This window comes from Pseudomonas sp. R76 (genome assembly GCF_009834565.1).
Taxonomy (GTDB): domain Bacteria; phylum Pseudomonadota; class Gammaproteobacteria; order Pseudomonadales; family Pseudomonadaceae; genus Aquipseudomonas.
The window spans coordinates 1,049,189-1,072,566 of record NZ_CP019428.1 but is presented as its reverse complement, the minus strand read 5'-3'; the positions used below and the strand labels follow the sequence as shown (position 1 = coordinate 1,072,566).

At 54.8% G+C, this 23,378-nt stretch carries 25 protein-coding genes and 1 tRNA gene; 23 read left to right on the top strand and 3 right to left on the bottom strand.

What is annotated here, in order from left to right:
• Nucleotides 1–28 precede the first annotated feature (28 nt).
• The 3 genes from PspR76_RS04720 to PspR76_RS04710 all read right to left on the bottom strand — a co-directional run bounded on the left by PspR76_RS04720 (nt 29) and on the right by PspR76_RS04710 (nt 1,926).
• Nucleotides 29–916 carry a LysR family transcriptional regulator gene (locus PspR76_RS04720; protein ID WP_159954180.1) on the bottom strand — a complete coding sequence of 296 codons (888 nt, stop codon included), beginning with the start codon at nt 914–916 and terminating at the stop codon, nt 29–31.
• 32 nt (nt 917–948) lie between these two features.
• Nucleotides 949–1,683, bottom strand: a complete 735-nt coding sequence (locus PspR76_RS04715) for a cysteine hydrolase family protein (protein WP_159954179.1) — start codon at nt 1,681–1,683, stop codon at nt 949–951.
• Between the two features lie 166 nt (nt 1,684–1,849).
• Nucleotides 1,850–1,926: transfer RNA gene (locus tag PspR76_RS04710), tRNA-Pro, on the bottom strand.
• 238 nt (nt 1,927–2,164) lie between these two features.
• On the opposite strand from PspR76_RS04710, the gene PspR76_RS04705 reads away from it, so the two are divergent.
• The 23 genes from PspR76_RS04705 (at nt 2,165) to pilN (ending at nt 23,375) form a co-directional block, all read left to right on the top strand.
• Entirely contained in the window at nt 2,165–3,025 is an 861-nt protein-coding gene (locus PspR76_RS04705; RefSeq protein WP_159954178.1) for a ParA family protein, read from the top strand.
• A 1-nt stretch (nt 3,026) separates the two neighbouring features.
• On the top strand, nt 3,027–3,785 hold the full coding sequence (locus tag PspR76_RS04700; protein WP_159954177.1) for a hypothetical protein: 759 nt from the start codon (nt 3,027–3,029) through the stop codon (nt 3,783–3,785).
• Nucleotides 3,785–4,483, top strand: coding sequence for a DUF2786 domain-containing protein (locus tag PspR76_RS04695; protein WP_174245589.1), 699 nt, complete (start codon nt 3,785–3,787; stop codon nt 4,481–4,483). Before PspR76_RS04700 ends, PspR76_RS04695 begins: the two co-directional genes overlap by 1 nt.
• Nucleotides 4,480–5,199: an HNH endonuclease signature motif containing protein gene (locus PspR76_RS04690; RefSeq protein WP_159954175.1), complete on the top strand. Its 720-nt coding sequence runs from the start codon at nt 4,480–4,482 to the stop codon at nt 5,197–5,199. The genes PspR76_RS04695 and PspR76_RS04690 overlap by 4 nt, the downstream gene beginning before the upstream one ends.
• Complete coding sequence (locus PspR76_RS04685) at nt 5,183–5,401, top strand: hypothetical protein (RefSeq protein ID WP_119737117.1); 219 nt, start codon at nt 5,183–5,185, stop codon at nt 5,399–5,401. The genes PspR76_RS04690 and PspR76_RS04685 overlap by 17 nt, the downstream gene beginning before the upstream one ends.
• On the top strand, nt 5,398–6,747 hold the full coding sequence (dnaB, locus tag PspR76_RS04680) for a replicative DNA helicase (protein WP_159954174.1): 1,350 nt from the start codon (nt 5,398–5,400) through the stop codon (nt 6,745–6,747). Before PspR76_RS04685 ends, dnaB begins: the two co-directional genes overlap by 4 nt.
• Complete coding sequence (locus PspR76_RS04675) at nt 6,744–6,920, top strand: hypothetical protein (protein ID WP_159954173.1); 177 nt, start codon at nt 6,744–6,746, stop codon at nt 6,918–6,920. The genes dnaB and PspR76_RS04675 overlap by 4 nt, the downstream gene beginning before the upstream one ends.
• Nucleotides 6,910–7,431 carry a hypothetical protein gene (locus PspR76_RS04670; RefSeq protein ID WP_159954172.1) on the top strand — a complete coding sequence of 174 codons (522 nt, stop codon included), beginning with the start codon at nt 6,910–6,912 and terminating at the stop codon, nt 7,429–7,431. The genes PspR76_RS04675 and PspR76_RS04670 overlap by 11 nt, the downstream gene beginning before the upstream one ends.
• Complete coding sequence (locus tag PspR76_RS31190) at nt 7,428–7,667, top strand: type II toxin-antitoxin system HicA family toxin (protein ID WP_159954171.1); 240 nt, start codon at nt 7,428–7,430, stop codon at nt 7,665–7,667. Before PspR76_RS04670 ends, PspR76_RS31190 begins: the two co-directional genes overlap by 4 nt.
• Entirely contained in the window at nt 7,667–8,668 is a 1,002-nt protein-coding gene (yejK, locus tag PspR76_RS04660) for a nucleoid-associated protein YejK (protein ID WP_159954170.1), read from the top strand. Before PspR76_RS31190 ends, yejK begins: the two co-directional genes overlap by 1 nt.
• Nucleotides 8,669–8,702: 34 nt before the next feature.
• A complete protein-coding gene (locus PspR76_RS31470; protein ID WP_020303012.1) occupies nt 8,703–8,939 on the top strand; it encodes an Arc family DNA-binding protein in 237 nt (78 codons plus the stop codon).
• Nucleotides 8,936–10,699, top strand: coding sequence for a ParB family protein (locus PspR76_RS04650; protein ID WP_159954169.1), 1,764 nt, complete (start codon nt 8,936–8,938; stop codon nt 10,697–10,699). The genes PspR76_RS31470 and PspR76_RS04650 overlap by 4 nt, the downstream gene beginning before the upstream one ends.
• 27 nt (nt 10,700–10,726) lie before the next feature.
• The gene (locus tag PspR76_RS04645) at nt 10,727–11,437 is read left to right on the top strand and encodes a DUF2857 domain-containing protein (protein ID WP_159954168.1); all 711 of its coding nucleotides are present in this window, start codon (nt 10,727–10,729) and stop codon (nt 11,435–11,437) included.
• The gene (locus PspR76_RS04640; RefSeq protein WP_159954167.1) at nt 11,434–12,744 is read left to right on the top strand and encodes an STY4528 family pathogenicity island replication protein; all 1,311 of its coding nucleotides are present in this window, start codon (nt 11,434–11,436) and stop codon (nt 12,742–12,744) included. The genes PspR76_RS04645 and PspR76_RS04640 overlap by 4 nt, the downstream gene beginning before the upstream one ends.
• A gap of 795 nt (nt 12,745–13,539) precedes the next feature.
• Nucleotides 13,540–14,265 carry a PFL_4669 family integrating conjugative element protein gene (locus PspR76_RS04635; protein WP_159954166.1) on the top strand — a complete coding sequence of 242 codons (726 nt, stop codon included), beginning with the start codon at nt 13,540–13,542 and terminating at the stop codon, nt 14,263–14,265.
• A 5-nt stretch (nt 14,266–14,270) separates the two neighbouring features.
• Nucleotides 14,271–14,801 (top strand): DUF3158 family protein, encoded by a 531-nt coding sequence (locus tag PspR76_RS04630; RefSeq protein WP_159954165.1) that lies wholly within the window; start codon nt 14,271–14,273, stop codon nt 14,799–14,801.
• Between the two features lie 24 nt (nt 14,802–14,825).
• A complete protein-coding gene (locus tag PspR76_RS04625) occupies nt 14,826–15,281 on the top strand; it encodes a single-stranded DNA-binding protein (protein WP_159954164.1) in 456 nt (151 codons plus the stop codon).
• Nucleotides 15,282–15,383: 102 nt separating this feature from the next.
• Nucleotides 15,384–15,827: a hypothetical protein gene (locus PspR76_RS04620; RefSeq protein ID WP_159954163.1), complete on the top strand. Its 444-nt coding sequence runs from the start codon at nt 15,384–15,386 to the stop codon at nt 15,825–15,827.
• 60 nt (nt 15,828–15,887) lie between these two features.
• Nucleotides 15,888–16,085 carry a CrpP family ICE-associated protein gene (locus PspR76_RS04615; protein ID WP_159954162.1) on the top strand — a complete coding sequence of 66 codons (198 nt, stop codon included), beginning with the start codon at nt 15,888–15,890 and terminating at the stop codon, nt 16,083–16,085.
• A 97-nt stretch (nt 16,086–16,182) separates the two neighbouring features.
• Nucleotides 16,183–18,087 carry a type I DNA topoisomerase gene (gene topA, locus PspR76_RS04610; RefSeq protein WP_159954161.1) on the top strand — a complete coding sequence of 635 codons (1,905 nt, stop codon included), beginning with the start codon at nt 16,183–16,185 and terminating at the stop codon, nt 18,085–18,087.
• Nucleotides 18,088–18,310: 223 nt separating this feature from the next.
• A complete protein-coding gene (locus PspR76_RS04605) occupies nt 18,311–20,266 on the top strand; it encodes a DEAD/DEAH box helicase (protein WP_159954160.1) in 1,956 nt (651 codons plus the stop codon).
• Between the two features lie 164 nt (nt 20,267–20,430).
• Nucleotides 20,431–21,567 (top strand): PFGI-1 class ICE element type IV pilus protein PilL2, encoded by a 1,137-nt coding sequence (gene pilL2, locus PspR76_RS04600; protein ID WP_159954159.1) that lies wholly within the window; start codon nt 20,431–20,433, stop codon nt 21,565–21,567.
• Nucleotides 21,567–23,375 carry a PilN family type IVB pilus formation outer membrane protein gene (pilN, locus tag PspR76_RS04595; RefSeq protein WP_159954158.1) on the top strand — a complete coding sequence of 603 codons (1,809 nt, stop codon included), beginning with the start codon at nt 21,567–21,569 and terminating at the stop codon, nt 23,373–23,375. Before pilL2 ends, pilN begins: the two co-directional genes overlap by 1 nt.
• Nucleotides 23,376–23,378 lie beyond the last annotated feature (3 nt).

Below are 23,378 nucleotides of genomic sequence, written 5' to 3'. Positions count from 1 at the left end.
TCCAACGACAGGGGGATTTTTTATTGGGCTAACTCTTCTGATAGAACTCGGCCATGTAGTCGACAAATGCGCGCACTTTGGGCGCCAGGTGTCGAGATGGTGGATAGAGCGCGTAATAATGCCGTTCACCCAATGAGTAATTGGGCAGAATGCGCACCAACTGGCCCTGCGCCAGATCATTGTGCACGGTGGCCTGGGTGAAACACGCAATGCCAGCCCCGGCCAATGTAGCTGCGTGCAACGCACTGATAGTGTTGGTGCTGAACCGCCCCGATGGCGTGACCTTGACCACCGCACCACGTGCTGCGCTCAACGCCCAATCCGAAGACGCCCCCATGAACGTCAGCAGGCGATGCTTGTCGAGCTCCTGGGCCGAACGCGGCAAACCATGGCGGCCGATGTACCCTGCCGACGCCACCAGCACCAGGCTGGAAACCGTCAACGTGCGGGCGATCAATGAGGTATCCGCCAGGGCACTGGCGATGCGTATCGCGACATCAAACCCGTCGGCAACCAGGTCGACGAACTGATCGTCACAGCGCAGCTGCAGCTCGATATCGGGGTAGCGTCGCTGAAAGCCCGGCAGCCAGTGCGCAAGGTCCAGGGTCCCCACCACCAGCGGCACACTTACTCTCAGTACGCCGGCGGGGCGTTGGTGCCCATGCGCGATGGCCTGGGATGCGGCGTCGATGCGATCGAGAATATCCACACACGCCGCGTAGTACTGCTCCCCGGCCGTCGTCAGACTGAAGCGCCGCGTATTGCGGTTGATCAGTTGGGCGCCCAGTTCAATCTCCAGTTGCTGCAATTGCCGGGAAATCGTCGAGTGCGTGGTATCCAGGCGCTCTGCTGCGGCAGAAAAGCCTTTGGCTTCGACGATGCACCGAAAGGCGCGCATGGCGGATAACTGGTTCATGCAACGGGCGATCCCAGCGGTTTTAGGGGGAATCAGTTAACCGGTAACGCGATAATTTGCGCGGTGGTCAGCACAGAACCGAAGGTGTCTTCGATTTCAGCCAGCGCCGAGTTGTGCAACTCATCCTTGGTGACCGAACGGCCATCGGCGCGGGTAATCGCCCGGGTGGCACTGGCATCGGATGCTACCACAACGTCATAACCCAACGGCGCGGCGTCCCGAGCGGCGCCTGCGACACACGCGTGGGTCATCAGGCCACTGATAATCAGCGTTTTAATGCCGGCTTTCTTCAATTGCGCATCCAGGTCGGTGCTGGCAAACACACTGACGGTGGTCTTCTGCACGAGTATGTCTTGCGGGCGAGGCTTCATCAGCGGGTGAAAATCAACGGTTTTGCCGTTCTTGGCGAATACCGCCGCATCGTCTGGGGCGATGTGCTGCACATGAATGACCTGGATTTTTTCTTTGTCGGCAAACCGGATCAGGCGCTGGGTGTTTTCCAGGGCTTTCATGCCGTCCGGGATCGGCATGCGGCCGGTGAAGTATTCGTTCTGGAAGTCGATGACCAGTAAGGCGGTGGTTTTCGGGTCGAGTCGATCGGTCGGCTTGGCGCCCAGCATCGCGCGAATAGTCGGCTGCTTGTTCGCGGCAGTTTCTGCGGCGACGGCATAGTGGCCGAGGCCCATCAGCATGCCGAGCCCCACCAGCGTGGACTTGAGCAAGGCAGGCAACGAGCGCGTGGGTTGAGCGGTAACGGCGAGTGTCATGATGCGAATTCCTTTGGGCTGGTTAGATTGACGAAGCCCAGTCTAGGAGGCCGCGCCCACCACTCCAACGCACCAATGAACACAATGCCTGTTTGGAAATTGCACAAATAAAGCAAAAAAAGGACAAAAAAAATCCCCGTATCTTTCGATACGAGGATTTTTAATATGGTCGGGGTAAGGGGATTCGAACTCCTGACATCCTGCTCCCAAAGCAGGCGCGCTACCGGACTGCGCTATACCCCGGTAAAAAAAAGGCGACCTCTCAGTCGCCTTCTTCGATCAGCGCTTTTGGCCTCTGATCTTAAGATTCGATTCCAGCGTTAACTGGTCTCAAAAATGGTGGGTCGTGTGGGATTCGAACCTACGACCAATTGGTTAAAAGCCAACTGGTTTTCAGGTCTCGAAACCAATTGGTTCTGGGCCTAAATCTACTCGATTTTCGATGCAGCCTCTAATGAATTCACATTAGAGGCTCCAAACCATGAAAATCACTGCGGTCGTTTCGACCAAAGGCGGCGTTGGTAAAACCACCATAGAGGCCAACCTCGGCGCATTCTGCGCGGACGCAGGCCTTCGTACCCTCCTAATCGATCTGGATCCTGCCCAGCCCTCGCTTTCTTCGTATTACCAATTGGTCGAGGAAGCTCAGGGCGGCATCTATGACCTGCTCGCGTTCAATATCACCGACTCCCTCAAGATCATCTCCAGCACGACGATTCCTAATCTGTCCCTGGTGATCTCGAACGACGAAAATAACCAACTGAACAGCTTGCTCCTGCAGGCACCGGACGGCAGATTGCGCCTATCCAATCTGATGCCGGCATTCGAAGGTCATTTCGACCTGGTACTGATTGACACCCAAGGTGCTAGATCGGCCATGCTGGAGATGGTGGTTCTGGCGTCTGACCTGGTCATATCCCCTCTTCCACCCAACATGCTCGCCGCACGCGAATTCAGCCGTGGAACCATGCAGATGTTGGATGGCCTCCGTGCATATGGGCGCCTGGGTATGAAAATACCCCCCGTGCGGATCGCCATAAACAACCTCGATCAAACCACCGACGCGCAAGTGATCGAGCAGTCAGTCCGAGAAATATTCCAGGACAATGACGAAATCAGCGTCTTGAACAGCATCATTCCAACTGCAGTGGTGTTTCGTAGCGCTGCATCCCTAGGCGTTCCAGCACACCGCCTGGAATATCGCCAGCCTTCCAACCGAAAATCCCCAGCAGCCCTAGTTGTCATCCGCCAATTGGCCATAGAGATCTTCCCTGAATGGCGCGAGCGCTTCGAGGCCATGACCGAAGAAAAGGTGGCCAAATTGGTGAAGGAGGATCGTTGAGATGGCGAAGCCCTCTATCACCGATGCTCGCAGCATTACTGCAGACGTCATCCTTGAGATTGGCAAGTACTACAGCGCTCAACAATTGCGCAACTTGCAAGCCAAGCTAAGTGGTACCGCTCGTGACATCCACTCTCTGACAAGCGGAACACATTTACCCGGCCGTATTGGTGCTCATTTGAGCTTTGAACAGCGTCAGCTTTTGCAGGACGCCGCGAAGCTCATCGAGTCGTTGAATTCGAACATAAAGCACGCAAAGGAGAAGCGCGGCCGCGACGAAAGCGTGGCTAAGCGGCGTCAACAAGCACGAGATGCAGAAGCGAAGCGACTGGTAGCTGATACATATCTGAAACCTTTTGTCCCTGATCCAGCTGCTCTGGAACCTCTCCTGGAGATTCTTAAAACCGCGCTTACCCTCAATCGCGCAGACGTTTTCAGGAATGGTTATTCCCCTGGTGAGTTCAATCTCAGGCTCCGTGACTACCTGTCGCCTGCCCGCACACGAAAGCTCATTGGTTGGACCAGCCCAAGTGCGTTCTGGATAAGCACGGTCCTCTCTCTGCGTAATGAAGTTGTGCAAGCTATCGAGCAGGAAATTGCTTACGACGATGGTTCCAGCGTCCAGGACCGTCTCAATGTGCTGAAACAGAAGGTTTCGGACTGTCGCGCCCGGGTTTATCTCTCAGTGGATGAAGAGGAAACATTGCGTCTTTGGTCAGAGGCGCTCTCCCCTCGTGCCCAGCAGGAAGGGGATGAGTGATGGATAAGCAACGAGTTCTTGAAAAAGTTGCTAAATGCTTTGCACTGGCCAACTCCAACGGTGCATCGCTTAATGAAGTTGAAACAGCGCTTCGCCAAGCCCGAAACCTGATGAAACAGTACAACCTCGAGGACATCGAAGTTGCGGCTCACACGGTTGATGAAGCGAGCGTTGCCACACATACCCGCCGAGCTCCCCAAGATTGGCTTCACCTGCTCGCTCAGACGTGTGCGCGAGCGTTCGATTGCCAACACATTGCCTACTACAACCCTTTACAGGGCTGGTCTTTCAAGTTCTTGGGCAAAGGTATTTCGCCAGAGCTCGCTGCGCATGCGTACTCCGCACTGCATCACCAATTGGTAGCAGCACGCCGTGGGCATGTAGCCCAACAAAAGCGATGCCAACTTAAAACCAAGCGCCGTAGAGGTGCCCTGTTCGCCGAAGGTTGGATAAACGCCGTGAGTTACAAAGTGGCTGAATTCGCCGGCTCAATGGACAGTGAAACAAGCAAAGCTATCAGCGCTTACTTGGAACACCACCATCCAATGCTGAAAACCTTCGAGATCCAGTCCCTCGAAGCCAAAGGCCACGATACCGGCTCGCTGACCGCAGGTTGGAATCAAGGGCAACACGTTCGACTTCATCACGGGGTAGGTAAAACGACCCACACCGCTCTCAGTTCTGGAGGTGGCCAATGACACGTCAATGTCTGTCCCCTCTGGCTAAGGCTACCTTGGAGCACGCGCGCTCCCGATTGGGTTTGGTGCCGGTTCAAAAGCATCATATTTGGAGTGAGGCTGAGGAGCGCATGCTCATTGCCCGCTATCCCAACGAAACTACCCAGGCCCTGGCCGATGAATTCGGTCTCAGCGCCTATCAGGTTTATGCCAAAGCCAAACGTCTTGGCTTATCCAAAAGCGCTGAATTCCTAAACAGCAATCTCTGTGGTCGATTTGATGGCAGGTCAGGCACGGTGCACCGCTTTGCCAAGGGAATGACCCCTTGGAACAAAGGCGTCAAGGGACTCCCCTCCGTCGGCCGCATGGCAACAACACAGTTCAAGGCAGGCAATAAGCCTGAGAACTGGCTCCCGATTGGCAGCCTGCGCACAACACCCGATGGGTATCAACAACGAAAAATCACTGACACCGGTTACCCACCAGTTGACTGGCAAGGTGTGCACATCCTGCTGTGGGAAGAGCACCACGGTCCCGTTCCTATCAACCATTGCGTGTGCTTCAAGGACGGTAATAAGGCCCACATCGCTCTCGACAATCTTGAGCTGCTCACACGAGCGGAGCGTATGCGCCGCAACACCATCCATCGCTATCCGGAAGAGCTGAAGTCAGTAATCCGCGCCGTCGGCAAACTCAAGCGCACCATTCGTGAGGCTGAACATGAAAAACAAGATTGAGGATCTTCGCAATCACCTGTTCGTCGCCATTGAAGGCCTGCTGGATCCAGACAAGCCAATGGAAATCGATCGCGCCAAAGCCGTGGCCGAAGTTGCGCAGGTGATGATCAATTCGGCCAAGGTCGAAGTGGACATGGTCAAAGCTCTGGGTGCAGCTACCGGCAGCGGCTTTATGCAGATAGATCAGGGGCGGTTGAAATGAATCATCTCGACCTATCTCCACCCCACTCCGTCGAGGCCGAACAAGGCGTATTAGGCGGGCTACTGCTCGACAATAACGCCTGGGATCTCGTCGCGGACAAACTGGAATACTCCGATTTTTTTCGGCACGACCATCGGTTGCTATTCGGGACAATTGCTAGCCTGGCCGACAAGGCGATTCCGTTCGATATCGTCACCATACATGACGCATTGGAGAATCCCGACGAAGCGGGTGGCCTAGCCTACCTCGGCGAATTAGCAAAAAACACCCCGTCAGTGGCCAACATAGAGCACTACGCATTCATCGTACGTAACCGCTCTCAGCTCAGGCAGCTCATGACACTGGGCTATCAGTGCTCTCGCGAAGCTACAGATCCGCAGGCAGATGCCACGGAAGTTCAGGAATCCATCGAGCAGCAACTCTTCGCCCTGGGGGAAGGTAAAAGCGCATCGGAATTCGTCAACATCAACAAGTGCCTGACGGCGGTCGTCGAACAAATCGATGAGCACTTCAATGGTGATGTAGTGGTGACCGGTGTGCCTTCAGGCCTGGACGACCTGGATGAGATGACATCTGGATTCCAGGAAGCTGACCTGATCATCCTCGGCGCACGTCCGTCGATGGGTAAAACATCCCTGGCCTTGAACTTTGTGGATACAGCGCTGCAGGCAAAACCTGATCGTACCGTCCAGGTTTTCAGCATGGAGATGCCCGCTAAAGCGCTGCTCTATCGACTGATGGCTATCCTTGGCCATCTCGACCTTGGCAAGCTCTTGAAGGGCAAGCTCGATGACGAAGACTGGCCGAAACTGACCGCCGCAGTTTCGCGCATCAATAGCTACGGTGAGCGCTTGGTCATAGACGACTCATCAGGTCTTACACCTGGTGCAATCAGGGCTAAATCACGCCGTGCGGCTCGCCGGTTCGGCCACCCGAGCCTGATCCTTATCGATTATCTGCAACTCATGCGCTGCCCAGGTCAAGAAAACCGGGCGAATGAAATCAGCGCCATCTCCCAAGCACTTAAAGCGCTGGCCAAGGAGATGAACTGCCCTGTAGTCGCCCTTTCTCAGCTCAATCGGGAACTGGAACGCCGCCCTAACAAGCGCCCAGTAAACGCCGATTTGCGTGACAGCGGCGCCATTGAACAGGACGCTGACCTGATTCTTTTCGTCTACCGCGACGAGAAGTATCACCCGGAGACCGAACACAAAGGCATTGCAGAAATCATCATCGGCAAGGCTCGTAATGGCCCGACCGGAACGGTGCGAACCGCCTTCATTCCACACCAAACACGTTTTGCAAATCTCAGTGCTAGCAGTGGCTGGCAAGGAGTTCAGCCATGAAAAACATTCCTGCCATCACTCATTGGTGCCGTCATTGTGACAGTCACCATCCGAAATATCAGGTGAGTGGAGCTGTACCGGCCTCCACTGACGGTGAAGTGGACGTGCTGATTTGCCCAACTTGCAATAGCTATGAAATCGAGGAGCTTCTGGAGGTGCCAGATGCACAGTAACGCCTCGCTTTTCCCAAACATTCATGCCGGCGAAGGATTCGAATCCTCGGCCGTGGTTCACGCTCATAAAACAGGGATCAATCCCGTTGAACTGGACGCTCTTGCTCAAGCTATTGGTCGCCTCGCTCGTGACCACAGCACAGTAGTCCCGTTGAGTATGCGTGGCGATCTTCTTGAGTTTCAGCAGCTCGGCTACATCGAGGTATCCGAAACAGCAAGTTCAACGCTCACCGTCGAACTGCTCTGCGCAGGAGCGCTGCTCTCAAGCTACTTCTGGTCGATTTGGGTACCCCGTCATCTCCAAAGCTGCTCTTTGAAAGTGGCCGTGATGTCCCACCTGCAACATCCAGAGCCGGTTCAACACTGCAGCGTTGTATTTCGCGTGCCAGGCGCTCGTGAAGCAACACGTCATTTTCTACATGAGTTGGGTACCAAGTTTCCTGGTGACCAGGCTGAAATCATTGCGATTCAGGCGGGCAATGTTCTGGCAGACAAGGATGTTGATCAATGACTGTCAGCCGCTTACGTGGACAGCACGAAAACCTTCGCCAGTTGGTGGAGTTTGCTGAGGCAAACGGCTGGACCGTCTCTCGAACTCACGGTGGCCACATCAAGTTCACAAAAGCTGGACTTGGGTCCATTTACACCTCATCGACCTCAAGCGATCACCGCTCAGGCCTCAACGCTAAGGCCCGACTTCGTCGCGCTGATCGGACTCAATCTCAACGTACTCAGGAAGCCATCTAATGCCTATTCGTCATTGCATCGTTCACTTGATCGACAAGAAGCTCGACGGCACACCTGCGGTCCTGCATGCCAGCCAACACGAATTGGCGAAGTCGCAAGCCCTAGAAAATATGCTGTCCGATTTCAACGAAGCCTACAACGCAAAGCAAGGTAAGGCCTGGGGTTTCTTCCATGCAGAGTCCGGCGCATACCCTCTCAGTGGTTGGCTAAAGGTGTACTTCGACGGTAAGCAGGACTTTACGCAGTTTAGCCTGGACGCAGTCGAGCACCTGCAGCGATTGATGGAAGAGTCCAATCTGTCTACGGGTGGCCACGTGCTGTTTGCGCACTACCAGCAAGGCATGACCGATTACCTGGCCATCGCCCTGCTGCACCACAGTGAAGGTGTGGCGGTGACCGACGAGCTAGACGTGACCCCGTCGCGCCACCTCGACCTTGGGCAATTGCACCTGGCGGCGCGGATCAATGTGTCCGAGTGGCAGAACAACAAGCAATCCAAGCAGTACATCTCGTTTATCAAGGGCAAGAACGGCAAGAAGGTCTCGGAGTACTTCCGCGACTTCATCGGTTGCCAGGAAGGCGTCGACGGGCCGGGCGAGACCCGCACCTTGCTCAAGGCCTTCAGCGACTTCGTCGAAAGCGAAGACCTGCCGGACGAATCCGCCCGCGAGAAAACCAAGACCCTGGTGGATTACGCCAGCAGCCAGGCCAAGCTCGGCGAACCCATGGGCCTGGAAGAACTGTCGGGGTTGATCGATGAAGATCGGCCAAAAGCGTTCTACGACCATATCCGCAACAAGGACTACGGCCTGTCGCCGGAAATCCCGGCGGATAAGCGCACCCTCAACCAGTTCCGCCGTTTCACCGGCCGCGCCGAAGGCTTGTCCATCAGCTTCGAGGCGCACCTGCTGGGCGACAAGATCGAGTACGACGAGGCTTCCAGCACGCTCACCATCAAAGGTTTACCTACCCAACTCAGTGATCAGTTGAAACGTCGCTGAACACAACCCTGCCCGATAAGTAATGGAGAACGCCATGAGCAATGAAACCAAACGTCAGCTCGAAGAAAAATTCGTAGTCCGTCTTCCTGACGGGATGCGCGAGCGAATCGCACTGCAGGCACGTGAAAACACCCGGTCAATGAACTCGGAAATCGTTCACCGCCTTGAAGCGACCGCAGGGCTTGAGGCCGCTTTGGATCGAGCCCACAAGATCATTGACCAACTGTTGGCTGCAGCTCCGGCCAATGAGCAAGCTGGGGCAAGAGTATGAAACCGTCATTGGCCCAGAGCATGAAAGAAAAGCTGCAGCTTCCTGGCTTTGAATCCAAGTCGCCAGCTGCCGCTCGCTTGAGCGACCCCATCGTCGACACACCGATGTTGCTGACATTGGACGAGACGCTGCCGTATGACGAAAACCCAAGGACCACGCGCAACCCAAAGTACGACGACATCAAAGAGTCGATCCGTCAGCGTGGCCTGGATACGCCACCGCCCGTGACCCGTAAGCCAGGTGAGGAGAAGTTCCGGATCAGGAACGGTGGTAACACTCGACTCGCGATTCTCAACGAATTGTATCGTGAGACCGGGGACGAGAAATTCTTCAGGTTCCACTGCCTGTTTCGTCCATGGGATGCAGTCCGTGGGGAGATTATTTCTCTCACCGGCCACTTGGCCGAAAACGATCTGCAGGGGCAGCTTCTTTTCATCGAGCGGGCAATTGGTGTCGATAAGGCAAGAGCACTTTATGAGGAAGAAGCTGGCGAGTCGATATCTCAAAGTGAGCTATCTCGACGTTTAAAAGCTGACGGGTATCCGATCTCTCAGCCTCATATCAGCCGGATGCAGGATGCTATCCGTTACCTGCTTCCCATAATTCCTGCAATGCTGTACTCCGGGCTTGGATTTGACCGCGTTATAAAATTATTGGGATTGAGGAAAACCGCCCTTCAGTGCTGGGAACGTAATTATCAGCAACAAGAAAAGGAGCCGCCTCTTGAGTTCGAGACAGTCTTCCAAGACGTTCTGTCTCAGTTTGAGGGAGATGCGGAAGAGTTTCTGTTTCAGCGGTTTCAAGACGAGTTGATTGCGCAACTGCAAAAGCCACTGAATCTTGGGTACGAGAAAATTCTGCTGGAAATTACCCAGAATCAGGACCAATTGCGCAGATCCACACCGATACTCGAACTACCTCAACCTACCATAACCTTAAGCGGTGTTCCGCAGGGTGGTAGCTCGACCGAGAGCAGTGACGTTCACCCTCAAAACCCGGTACAACAATCGCCCTCCCCCCAAACCGGGGAGGCGATTCAAACGAGCACTACACAACAAAAAAGCAAAGAGCCAATCAAGAAGCAGCTCGCGCCACCACCCTTGGAGCAGATGAGCCCTGAGGAGCAGAAGAACCGTCTGGAAGGGCACATTGCGAGTCCAGTGTCGACTTCGGCAAGGGTCGAAAAGATGAAGCGCGAAGTCGCGGCGCTTGATGGGGAAATACTGCCTGATTTTGCAGCCAATTCTTTGGTAGCCATCCCGGTACAAGCCGGTGGTCTGAATCCCATTTCTGACCTCTGGTACATCGAACGCGAGATCGATAATCCCGTCACCCTGCGTCAGCATATTGCTCAGTTGGCGCGTGAGGTGGCGAACTCAGTAAATGCACCAGGTGAATTCCAAGACCTCGACGGAGGCGTGGGATTTAGCTATCGCCATCCAACTGAAGACGTTGAAGTCACCGCTACCGCCCAGCATACCTTGACGCTGCTCCAGTCACTGAGTGGGTCGATCGCCATCGCGTTGAAGATGATTCAGCAACAGCCTGAACAGGCTGGCTCACTTGCCGATTTTGAATTTGCTGCAGGCCTCGGCCAGATCCTGTTAGGTCAACCCTATGCCAAAGATCAACCCCCAGAAAACGAGAATCGTCTTGGCGATGGCGCCTTGGTGAAGCTGTTTCGAATCATTCGTCTTGCACGACGTTTGATCGACTTAGAAATCAAGTTAATGGCCAACAATCCGAGTTTACCTAGCTGATTTGGTCAATGGCAGGGAGAGAGTCGTATGTCCAAAACACCTATCAATGAAGCCATCCTGTCTCAGGTGCTGCACCACATGCGCAACGGCCAACTCCGGCGCTGTATTGAGATGGGACTGGAGCCCGAAATTTTGGCCCAGCTTCAACAGCCCTCAGTGCTGAGTTTACTACTCAACACTCCTGTTTCCTGGTGCAGCGTCACGATTGATGGAGACATGGTGAAGAAGCTGCTGACCGGGGCACAACGTTCTGACGAAGAAGTGCGCATGATTGAACGTGCTCTTCGATTGGGGGCAACGACACAGATGCTGCAACAGTTCTTTGGCTTATCCCCCCAAGACGTGGCCCTACAACGCCTGGTGATTGGCGTAACAGCACGCCGTGGCCGGTGGCGAGAGTTCAGCGAAGAAATGGATGCTCAGCTTTGGTACCGCTGGACCCACCTGATGAAAGAGCATCAGGTTGAGCTGGATGACAGCCTCGCGTTGCTGGACGTGGCCATGCTGGTGGCAGAAGAGCTCATTGCCCCACAGGGCGCCGACTCAACTGAAGGTGCGGAAAATCTCAGCCTAGCGATTATCTGGCACCGCGTTCAGTCCTGGATCAGAGACGGTCTTTATCCGCCTTCGCATCCAAACGCAGGATTTACAAAGAATTTAAAACTGGTGTCATCAACGAGCAACCATCAGCGGTCTCTACCAGTAATGACTTTGGAGCAAGGTGACAACGATCTATGAAGTTGTCCAGGCTCCCCTTCTCGACACTTCTGGACTCTGCATCAGGGTATCTTGAGGCTCATCTGCGTCAGAAAAAAGAGTCGACGCCCCCGGGGATTGAGGGCTCAGCGCCCTACTCCGGCATTATTTTCAGCGGTAACCCTCATGAGACAGTTCCTCGTCGATTGCTTCTGGATGATCGACTGTCTCCGCTTGAACGAAACACCTGGCAGGTTTTCCGCCTATTGATTAATGACGACGGCCTGACGGCGTTCCCCACCTATGAGCAGTTACGGCCATATCTGGGCATGCTACCCGGCAGACCGGCGTCCCGCGAAACCGTATCTAAAGCCTTAGTCACCCTTCGCCTCACTCGCTGGCTCAGCCTGGGTCGTCGAGTGCGTAATGACCTCAGTGGTCAGGTTCAAGGCAATGTCTACCTCCTTCACGATGAACCCGTAACACCCGGTGAAGCACTGGAGTTCGACAGAGACTATCTGCAGTTACTCGCTCAATCTATGGAGCATCAGACCAAGGCGATTCGAGAAGTCGCTGAAATTGCTTGGAAGGAGTTCGCCGCGGATCCGGAGGTAGGTGAGCGCTTACCAACTCGGTTGAACATCATCGAAACTCGCTTGAACAGTCAGTCATGGGTGCAGCCAACAGCCCTTCAGCGTTTGACTGCGCCCGAGTTCGGTATCCGAACTCAGCAAAATATAGCTGTCTCCCCCCCGAGTTCGGAATCCGAACTCAGTGAATCCAACGATAAGCGAATCGCTTTTGAGCTGAGTTCGGAATCCGAACTCAGCCGTAAATCACTGAGTTCGGACTCAGTTCGGAATCCGAACTCATATAGTACGTATACAGATACAAACAAAGATGTTTGTAAAAACTCTGTACATGTACCCCCCAGGTCAGATGATACGGCTGCAGATTTCCTGGATGCCCTGCAACGGCTGCCCGCAGATCAGAAACAGAGTGCCCTAGTGGCGTTGCAGAAAGTCCCTCCAGAGGTGAAACCTGCACTCATCAAGCAATGGGTGCACCGATGTGACACGGGAAGCGTGCGAAACCCTTTGGGGTATCTGATGACGCTTGTCGCCACGGCGGTACGAGGTGACTTCAACAGCAACTGGAAACCGGAGGACAAGCCACGTCTCGGCCACGTGAGCGCTGGAAGTCCGTCGACGGGCTCAAGCACCGTGCAAGTTGGGCAACCGGCAAAAGTGGCGGCTATTCCACGTAATCCAGAATCGATACAAACCGCCAACCAGACTCTGAGCGAGATGCTTAACCTGCTGAAGCCTCAGCGGAGCGCGCAACCATGAGTCCGGTACTATGTGGCCCACATAGCTGCCAACAATATGCAGTAGGGCATGGTCGACCATTGATGGCTCACTTCAATGCCGGGTCGAAGCTATGTGGCCCACATAGCTGCCAACAATATGCAGTAGGGCATGGTCGACCATTGATGGCTCACTTCAATGCCGGGTCGAAGCTATGTGGCCCACATAACTGCCAACAATATGCAGTAGGACATGGTCGACCATTGATGGCCTACCTCAATGCCGGGTCGCAGCTATGTGGCCCACATAACTGCCAACAATATCCATTAGGGTATGGTCGATCATTGATGGTCTACCTCAATGCCGGGTCGCAGCTATGTGGCCCACATAACTGCCAACAATATGCAGTAGGACATGGTCGACCATTGATGGCCTACCTCAATGCCGGGTCGCAGCTATGTGGCCCACATAACTGCCAACAATATCCATTAGGGTATGGTCGATCATTGATGGTCTACCTCAATGCCGGGTCGCAGCTATGTGGCCCACATAACTGCCAACAATATGCAGTAGGACATGGTCGACCATTGATGGCTCACTTCAATGCCGGGTCGAAGCTATGTGGCCCACATAACTGCCAACAATATTCAATAGGTCACGGTTACTCAGAAATGGCGGGCAGCTATGGCAGCAACAGTCCGAGTGGTACGCACGGACATTTGTATATAACTGCGTCAATAAATCCCCTTCCGTCTGACTATGGATTTATTGCTGCGTGCATAGCAGCTCAATTGCAGCATGGCCATGTCAATCCTCTTTCCAAGGAATAACTGCACCATGGCTGACAATTACCGGCTCAATATTGGCTCACTACGCAGCGATGTGAAGCTCACCCTTCACACGCATCATGCTGCACGGATCTGGATGGGGCGCCCAAAAAATGATTTGAAGGTTGGCATCATCGGATTGTCGGGCTTCTGTACTGTTGTCAATCGCATGTCACGTGGCGCCCAGCAGGATGATCCGTATTCAGATTGGTGGATGATCCAGCTGGAGGAGAAAATCCGGGATTCAAAGGAAGCACTCAAAACCATCGAAGATCGTCTCGACACTGCCATGGCTTCCCTCCCCCCGGCCATCAGCATTAGCGAGAATCTGTCCATCCAGCCTGTCAGCCTCCCTCTATATATCGCAAATCCACTCGGCTTCCAGGCTGTGTACCTGCTGACTAACTACGACGAAATTGTCAGGCGCATTTTGCTGGCCCAGCACGTCGGTCTGGTCGGTCGTCATGACATGGAAACCTGGATCGATGAAGGCGCAGCCGTACTGCGCAGACTTTTTGGTCTGGCCCAGATCTACAAATACTCCGGCGCTGCACGCGATGACTTCGCCGCCAACAATGCCAAGGCTGAAGCAGCCCGCAAAATGTACGAGCGCTACGGTGAACTGCCGCAGGACATCCTGGAAGGCACCCGCCGCTCCAATTTTGCTCCCCCCATCATTCGCGGCCAACAGCAGTCCGAGGTGAATGATCACTTTGATGATACCGAGGAAGGCTGATGGTCATGGGCCAGACGTCCTCAGAAGACGGCGTGCTGCAACAGACCGCCTTCCGGCCACTGCAACAGGAAGCCTTTCAGCGACTGCAACAGGCTGCCTCACTAAAAGGCCTTTTAAAGCCTTTTAAAGGTAAGGGGGAGCTGAGCCAATTTGCCGATCTATGCCGGGTTCAAGAAGCGGAGTTGAAAGCACTTGCCCAGGAAGTGCTGAGCCAGGCACGCCAATATCCATTCACCCTTGTTCCAGTGCGACTCACTGAACAGAACACCCAAGCCGGTACCCAGTTTCTACGCTGGCAGAAAGTGACGGACCGTCGGATGGGCGTGGGAGTTTGGGCAGAGATGATGAGCTCACCCAGAACACCGGAATCCATGCTGCAGGACCTCTACGTGATGGAGCTGCAGCGCATCACCTTGAACATGCAAATGAGTTTGTTGCACTCGATTACCAAACAGGCCGCCGAGTGCGCCGAAAAAATGGGCCAGGCAGAGGCCATGTACACCGCTCGACTGCAGCAGCTCACCAATCAAACGTAACATCCATAACGTCGGAGAACACTCATGTCCACACCCGTACAAGGCTGGGAAGGCAATATCGGCTCCACCCCGGAATTCAAAGAGTTCGCCAACGGCAACAAGGACCCACGGAGGCTAATGCGGGCCAACGTCTACTTCGACAACTCGATTCCGGACGGTAAAGGCGGATACGAAGATCGAGGGGGATTTTGGGCGAACGTCGAGTGGTGGCACAAAGATGCTGAACACTACTCGCACCTGTTTCAGAAGGGCATGCGCGTGATCGTTTCCGGCCGAGCCGTAATGGATCGCTGGGAAAAAGATGGTGAGGAAAATGCAGCTCTGAAGGTTCAAGCCTCGCGGGTCGCCATCTTGCCGCACAGGATTGCGAGCGTGACCCTGTCAACTTCGCAGAGCCAAGGCAGCACGTCACGTGATCAATCCAGTCCGCAGCCTGCGCCTGATTTCGACGAATACCCGGACCCTGACCGTCCGTTCTGATTACAGGGGCTTAATTTTGGCCCCCCAATCGTGAAACTTGTGGTGGAGGGAAACCCTCAACGTCTTTCCCTCCCCAACCGTGAAGCCTTAAGGTGTATGACAATGCGGGACGATGATGAGGTGAGGTGTCCAGATGGCTGGCTTCTGGTGGCTGCGGATCATCCCACTTTGGGGCGGCTGTACTGGCGGTACTGTGATGAAAGCGACGTAAACGCAGCAGACTACTACGGTATCACCGATAACATTCAACTCGCCTCCTGGATAAAAGCTGGTTGGCGTGATAAAGACGTCTGGGCGAATGACTACAGTGACATGAGCTCATTTGTCGCACGAAGATTCATACAAGAGCTTTTAAATCCTGATCGCTACGACACCAACTACTTCGAACTTTTCAACTGGGATGAGGAGTCTGAGGATCTTGAGCTGCATGGCGATCTACACGATTTGCAACGTCGAAGTGGTCAATCTGTCGAGTTCTTCGTACATTGGCTAAGGGCCGCCGATTGGTTCGACACCCCGGCATCTGACTACAACAATTTCCCGTAAAAAATCGCGCCATGCGCGGATCTGCTGGTAGATTAATTTGAGCATCGAGGAGCAACCGGCATGGGTGATAACGCCTTCTTGCCTAAAACCTCTGACAAGCGACATTCCAACAACCCTCACCTGACGGTTATTGCCACTGGTGCGGCCGCTGCGCGGAAAGGGCTACGGGTGTATGACTGCCCTTACCAACACCCCGCTATGCGTGCATCGTGGCTAAAGGGCTTTGCCCAGTCACAGCAGCTATCGCTGGACCTATAGCCGCATAATGCCCTCCCCTACGTATTGACCATTTCCTATTGAAGCCCTACCCGCCTGACGCAACAGTCCCGCTCTGATTAATTGAGAGGGTCACACCGTGAAGCTATTGATCATCGAGGCACCTGGTAAGCTGAAAAAGCTCCAGCCAATGATGAAGAAGCTACGCCCAGGCGAAGACTGGCAGGTGGTTGCCAGTGGTGGGCACATACGTGACTTGCCGGCCAGAGGGCAGGACGACAGCATGATCACCACAGGCGTCCGTAAAAATTACACACCGGTGTACGAGATCCTGGATAAGAGCGCCAAGGCCGTGCGGACCATCAAGGCCGCAGCTAAACAGGCCGATGAAATCTACCTCGCAACCGACCCGGATCGCGAAGGTGAAAGCATCAGCTGGCACATCCAGCAGGTACTGGCGGTCGAATCCTACAAACGCATAACCTTCAATGAAATCACCCTCAAGCGTGTCGCAGAGGCTCTAGCCAATCCTCGCCAAATCGATTTGAACAGAGTCGCCTCACAAGAATGCCGGCGTGTACTTGATCGCTTGGTGGGTTACCTGGTGACTCAGGAGCTACGCCGACTGATGGGCAAGCCCACCTCTGCAGGCCGCGTGCAATCGCCTGCCGTATACCTGGTGGTTTTGCGCGAGCGCGAGATCCGCAACTTTCAGGTAGTCAACCACTTCGGTGTGCGTCTGAACTTTGTGGATATGAATCAGGGCACCACCTGGTATGCAGATTGGCAATCGGTACCGGATTTCGCGAGCAAGGACTTTCCTTACGTTCAAGATGCCAACCTGGCCCAACTCGTCGCCGGCACACGTAATGTCGTCGTCGAGTCCTGTGAAGACCGCAAGGCCGAGCGCCACCCACCTGCGCCCTTCATCTCTTCCACCCTTCAACAAGCAGCCAGCAACGCCTTGAAATGGGACCCGGACAAGACCATGCAAGTCGCTCAGCGATTGTATGAACAAGGCGTCATTACCTACCACAGGACGGATAATCCCAACGTACCAGACGAGGCCATGGAGGATATAAGAACCGTAGCTAGATCCATCGGGTTGAAGACCGTCGGCGAGCGACGTACATTCAAGGCCGCCGAAGGCGCGCAGGAAGGCCACCCCGCTATTACCCCGACGCATTGGGCTGATGCAAAAGCTGGTGAGAACGACGAGGAGCTCGCCCTGTACAAGTTGATTTGGGTCCGGGCGCTGGCCAGCCAGATCGAAGCGGCGGTATTCGACGTGCGTGCTGTAAAACTGCTCGCGGTTGGCCCAAATGGTAAGGCTCTGCGATTCAATGCAACTGGTGAAACCCTTTTTCATCCTGGGTGGCGGAAACTGCTCAAAGGCGATGACACAGATGATGAGGAAGATGCAGCAGCGAGCAACCCAGTTCCTGCACTCTCACCAAAACAGATCCTCTCTGTGCACAACGGAGAACTGCTGAAGAAGAAAACTCAGCCGCCATCCCGCTACACCAAGGCCAGTCTAATCAAGGAAATGGAGCGCCGCGGTATTGGTCGTCCCAGTACGTTCGCTTCGATCTTGAAGAACATCACCAGCAAAGGAATGATCGAGGAAAAAAGCCGCAAGCTGGTACCGGCGCCGCTGGGGGAGGAAACAATCGCGAAGCTGGAAGGGTTCTTCAGTTTCGTGGAGCTCGATTTTACGAGGGAGCTGGAGCGCGATTTGGACAAAATCGCCCAGGGCCAAGACACCTATGGAGCTGTCGTTGCACGCCTGCATAGGCGCTTGGAAGAGGAACTGTCTCAGCAACGTGGAATGCCAAGTGTGCCCATGGCGTCAGCTCCACGCCCAGCCAAAGCAGGCGGCGATTTCAACTGTCCCAAGTGCAATCAGCCCCTCGCAAGGCGACAAAAAAAAGGGGACGGTGGCTATGACTTTTGGGGTTGCACAGGCTTCAAATCGAATGGTTGCAAGGTGAGTTTTCCAAACTTGAATGGCAAACCCGATCTCAATAAACCCAGAGGGGGTTGACCTCTGCCATTGTCGATACAAATCACCGTCAACGCCGTTACGCATTAACCCTGGAAGCCGACCGCGCCTATACCTGACATTCCTCTGCGAAATTGCAGAGGAGGTCATGGGTGAGCGAACAGAAGAGACAATCGGTGTTGGGACTGCGCCTCTTAGCGCCGAAGCTGGAGAAGTTCTCTGACCGACAAATTGCGGAATGGATCAACCTGCGCCTGAGCAGAACATGAGCCGTCCGCGTCTCATAAACGGCCGGCAGGAACTGGTCGAAAAGGTGACCTTCGACGGCTATGACTTCGGGATCCTGCTGCAGTACGTCGAGGGGGCCAACCGCCTGTTTCTTGAGCGTGATGGTTTCTACATCCGTCGTGCGGAGCATCCACATCATCGATATTGGCGATTGCCGAAAGGCAAGTTATTGGACGACCTGAATCTGCTCTTTCACCGCCTGATGGAGTTGACCGAAAGCCGTTTCAACGAGAGCTGGCAGACCTTCTCCGCAAAATTTGCAGACGCGCAACAATCACCAGACCGGCAAGCATTCACCTGGGGTTTAACTTTCAGAATTGCTCCACTGGCTCAGGGGGGCATTCTGTTGTCTGGCGACTATCACCCTGGAGCCGTTGCTGTATCTCGCCGTATGCACGGCGTGTTCCTTGGCCAGTCCAAGTCTTGGCGCATTGATTCGACCGCCGAACTGGTGCGCTCAAACCTCATACTTGAGCTGGGGCTTTCTGAAGATCAGTTCGAGATCCTCGACACCGTGCAGGAGCTGCTGACCGACGGATCTATTGTTCCCGCAGATGAAGTAACTCGCATCAGCCTCGGAGGTCCGCCCCAAGAGCGCGCGGCTCCGTCTGGCAACGAAGATGTTTCAACCGACGTTTACCTTGCCGCTGTGCCATCCATCGAGCGGACCGAGTTCACCACTGAACAAATCGATCTGGCCCTGGCGAGTTATTCATTGCTCAGCCATCAACCAGCGGGCATCCGGCATTTGCTGCAACGGACCAGTGCATTGCTCGCCGATGATATGGGCCTTGGAAAAACACGTCAGGCCATCATCGCTGCCGCTATTCGAGCGGGAGACCGCCCCATCCTTGTCATCACTTTGTCGACTCTGATTATCAACTGGCAACGTGAAATCCAGATGGTGTATCCCGAAGCCAGAATAGGTCAGCAGGTCTTTGATCCGTCGTTGCAGTGGACCATCGTCAACTACGAGCGCTTGGGCGACTATGTCCTGCAGGCCGGCCATTTTGAAGTAATGATCATCGATGAGGCTCACCGTCTGAAAGAGCCCACCGCTGCATGGACGCGCCATGGCTTCGACATTGCAGCCAAGGTTGCCAATCGTTATTTGTTGACCGGTACACCCGTCCTGAATCGAGAGTCAGAACTTCACACGCTATTGCGGCTTTCCGGCCATCCCGTTGGAAAGCTGTCACTCAAGGAGTTCTGCGAACAGTTCGCCGGCAGCCCGGAATTTCGCAAGAATCTTCGAGATGCGATTAGCGACTGGATGCTTCGTCGACGTAAAGACGTGCTCACAGATCTCAAGGGCAAGCAGCGTCAGACTTTGCCGGTAGAGCTTTCAGTCGAGGAACGTCGTGAATACGACCGGATACGCCTTGAAGACAGACCAAGTCTGGCCAGGCTAGGCTCGCTGCGCCAATTGCTGGAAAAGGTGAAGGTTCGGGTCGTCATGGAGCTGCTGTGCGAACTGGATGTGGAAGACAAAGTCATCTTGTTCTGTGAGTTCAAGGACACGGTCAGCACCCTGCGTGCGCAGTGCGAGGAGGCCGGACACGGTTGCGTTACCGTGGTAGGCAGTGACTCCATAGGCAAACGCCAAAAGGCGATCGACCGATTTCAAAGTGATCCTGACACCAGAGTGTTCGCAGCGACCACCTCTGCCGCTGGTACCGGCAACAACCTGACGGCTGCCAACTATGTGATGTTCCTCGGGCTGCCCTGGACGCCAGGACTACAGGATCAGGCTGAGGATAGAGCCTACCGGAATGGGCAGCTACGAATGGTTGTGGTGAAAATCCCGCTGGTGGAGAACACCATTGATCAGATGCTATGGCAAATGCTGATGGATAAACGACAACTAGCGAGCGACCTGATAGAGCCGGATGCAGCGGCCAACGCTAGATCCGAACTCGTGAATTACTTGTGAGCAATTCATTAGGCTTTCTCCAAGACTGAGGATCACAATGTTTTGACGGACGGCTTGGCTTAGCGCTCGCATAAAAACCTTAAGACGCAGTTCTCTATTTCCTGCTGCGCCACCAATGACCGGCTGTCACTGTGCCTCCATCATCAAAGGGGGCCTTTCGGCACATGATCAGGCACTTCACCACACTCTCCCTGCTCGCGCTCGTCGCCAGTTGCGCAACCCACACGCCACAGACGCCTAAGCCGGCGTTTGATAGCAGCCGTAACCCGGACATGTTGACGCCGGACCTCTACCCTAGCGGCGCCGTGCCTGAGAAGGAACCGGTCGTGCGATACGGGCGTTACACCCTGGTCAGTACCTTGCCTGACTCGGGTCAGCGTGACCTGATGGCTCAGATCATTGACATCAGCATTCCTGCCAACATGCACCCCAATGTGCGCGATGCCATGCAATACGTCGTGGATCGTTCAGGCTACACGCTGTGCTCGCCCGACACCGGTCACGTCAACATCCTTTACACGCGACCACTCCCAGCGGCCCAGTACAAGCTTGGGCCAATGACATTGCGTAACACGCTGCAAGTGCTCGCGGGTCCGGCCTGGCAGGTGAAGGTGGATGAAGTGAATCGCCAGGTGTGTTACGTGCTGCGCCCTGGTTACCAGCTCCCGGAATCATCGCGCACTGCTCCAATGCAAGTGGCCGCTACCTCCGCACCTTCCACTCCATTGGCTTCAGCGACTCCGAAAAACACTACCAGCGGCGAAACGCCCGGTACCGTTGTCGTCGCCGTGCCCTCACCGGCGCCGATAAAAACTGCTCCTGCAGCACCAGCAGCTGCAACCCCAGTATCTACCCCAGCAGTGCCCGCCAAGGATGGCTCTATTACGACCTCTTCCGGGAAAACCAAAGCGAGCCCGTCAGTCACCTCGGCGCTTAACGCTTCCACCACTCAGCCTGCAAGCATTGGGAAGTCTGGACACGTTGCCCCAAGTACCTCAGTCGCGCCAAAGCCTACTCCCGCAGTGGTAACCGCTCCAAAGCCGCTGGCCCAGATATGGACGGCGACCACTGGCTCAACCCTTCGGCAAACCGTAGAAGCCTGGGCAGCAAGGGCTAAGTGGACGCTAATTTGGAAGGTCGACGACTTGGATTACCCCATCGACGCCCCGCTTCGGTTTGAGGGCAGCTTTGAGGAGGCTATCAAAGAGATCTTTCCGCTGTACGACTCAGCCCCTCGCTCATTCGTCGTAGACGGCAGCCCAGCACAGTTGGTGCTTTACATCGCAGAGAGGAAAAAATGATGACTGCAGGCCTCTGGATCCGAGGCACAGCCTCATTGCTGATCATGACTCTGATCAGTTCCTGCTCACTGCAGCGGGTGAATGAGTCGGCCAGCCGTGCCGAAAACGACGCAGCGACCGCCTCTCAATACAGCCGCTTCCTTCGCAATCAGCAACAAGAGCCTGCACGCGAAACCGTGGTATTCAGCGACAAGCCATGGGTCTCAAAACAACCCATGGTCGCCAAGCGCGGTTTGCCGCTGTCCATGGATTGCGACATTACTTATCGCCCGTCTTATAACGTTGGGATCGCAGAGGTCGCGAACTACATCACGAGCGAGTGTGGCGTTCCAGTCATCGTGGCTCCAGATGCGATCGACCCAAGCGTTCTATCCACTCGCAATCAAGGTAACGCAGGATCTAATACGCCACCGGTTATGGCATCACCGGATAACCTGTCCAGTTTCATGCCAGCCGGTGTCATCGGCAACATGCCGAGCAACGCCCGATCTACGGGTATGGATGGGCTCTTTGCGACTCGTACATTCCCAGTTAAGTACAGCGGCAAGCTTTCTGGTTTGTTGAATCAGGTGACCGCTCAACAGGGCCTGGCATGGAACTATTTATCCGATGATCGCAGCGTGCACGTTACCTACTTCGATACCAAAACCTTCGATGTCTGGGCGTTTGGTGATGATCAGGTCATCGAAAGCACTGTGAAATCCGGTTTGCTGACCTCCACTGGCAGTGGGAGCTCCGGAGGGGGCGGCGGATCTTCATCATCTGGCGCTTCGGGCGAGTCTGGCAGTAACCAGAGCACGACCGTCTCAATCAAGACATCACTGATCGGAGATATCGAAAAAAACGTCCAAGCAATGCTAAGCCAGCAGCCGCAGGGTCGTATGTTCCTTTCTCGATCAACAGGGACATTGACGGTGAACGACCGTCCTGAAGTCCTTTCCAACGTTTCGAAATACTTGAACTCGATCAACCGCAGCATCACGCGCCAGGTGCTGTTCAACGTCAAAGTCTTCGAGGTGACCCTCAGCGATAAGGACCAGAATGGTCTGGACTGGACCGCGGTCTATACCAACCTGAACAACAAGTGGGGCTTCTCCCTTAAAAATGCCACAACGGGCATTGGCGCAAATGCGGTCTCAGGCTCTCTGAGCATCTTGGACACCTCCAGGTCGCCCTGGGCGGGATCTAACTTGATCATAAAGGCACTGTCGGAGCAGGGCAGAATTTCAAATGTCCGTTCGCCGTCGGTGACTACGCTCAATTTGCAACCGGCCCCTATCCAGATCGGCAATGTCCAAAGCTACATCGCCTCAAGTTCGACAACCACGACGGCCTCTGTCGGATCGTCAACCTCACTGACTCCGGCGACGATCACCAGCGGTTTCAACATGATGTTGCTTCCTCGGATTATTGATCAGGACAATCTGCTGCTCATGATCACCCTGAGCATGAGCAGCAAACCCACCTTCACCCCCTTCACCAGCAATGGTTCCAGCGTTCAAACCGCCGATTACGACACCAAGAACCTGTCTCCCAAAGTCAAATTGCGTAGCGGCCAAACCTTGGTTCTGACGGGCTTTGAGGAGAACAGCGAAAACGCGACCAAATCCGGTGTCGGTGATCCTGGATTCTTCGGCCTGGGCGGTAGTCGCATCCGCAACACCGAGCACAATGTGTTGGTCGTGCTGATTACACCTGTTGTTGATAGCGACACTGGCAGCCCGAGCGCCCTGAATTTTCCAGCCGCCAACGATCCGTGGGGCTCTTGCCCCAGCCCTTTGCTGCGTTGCAGCGCATTCAAGGGGTAAGCC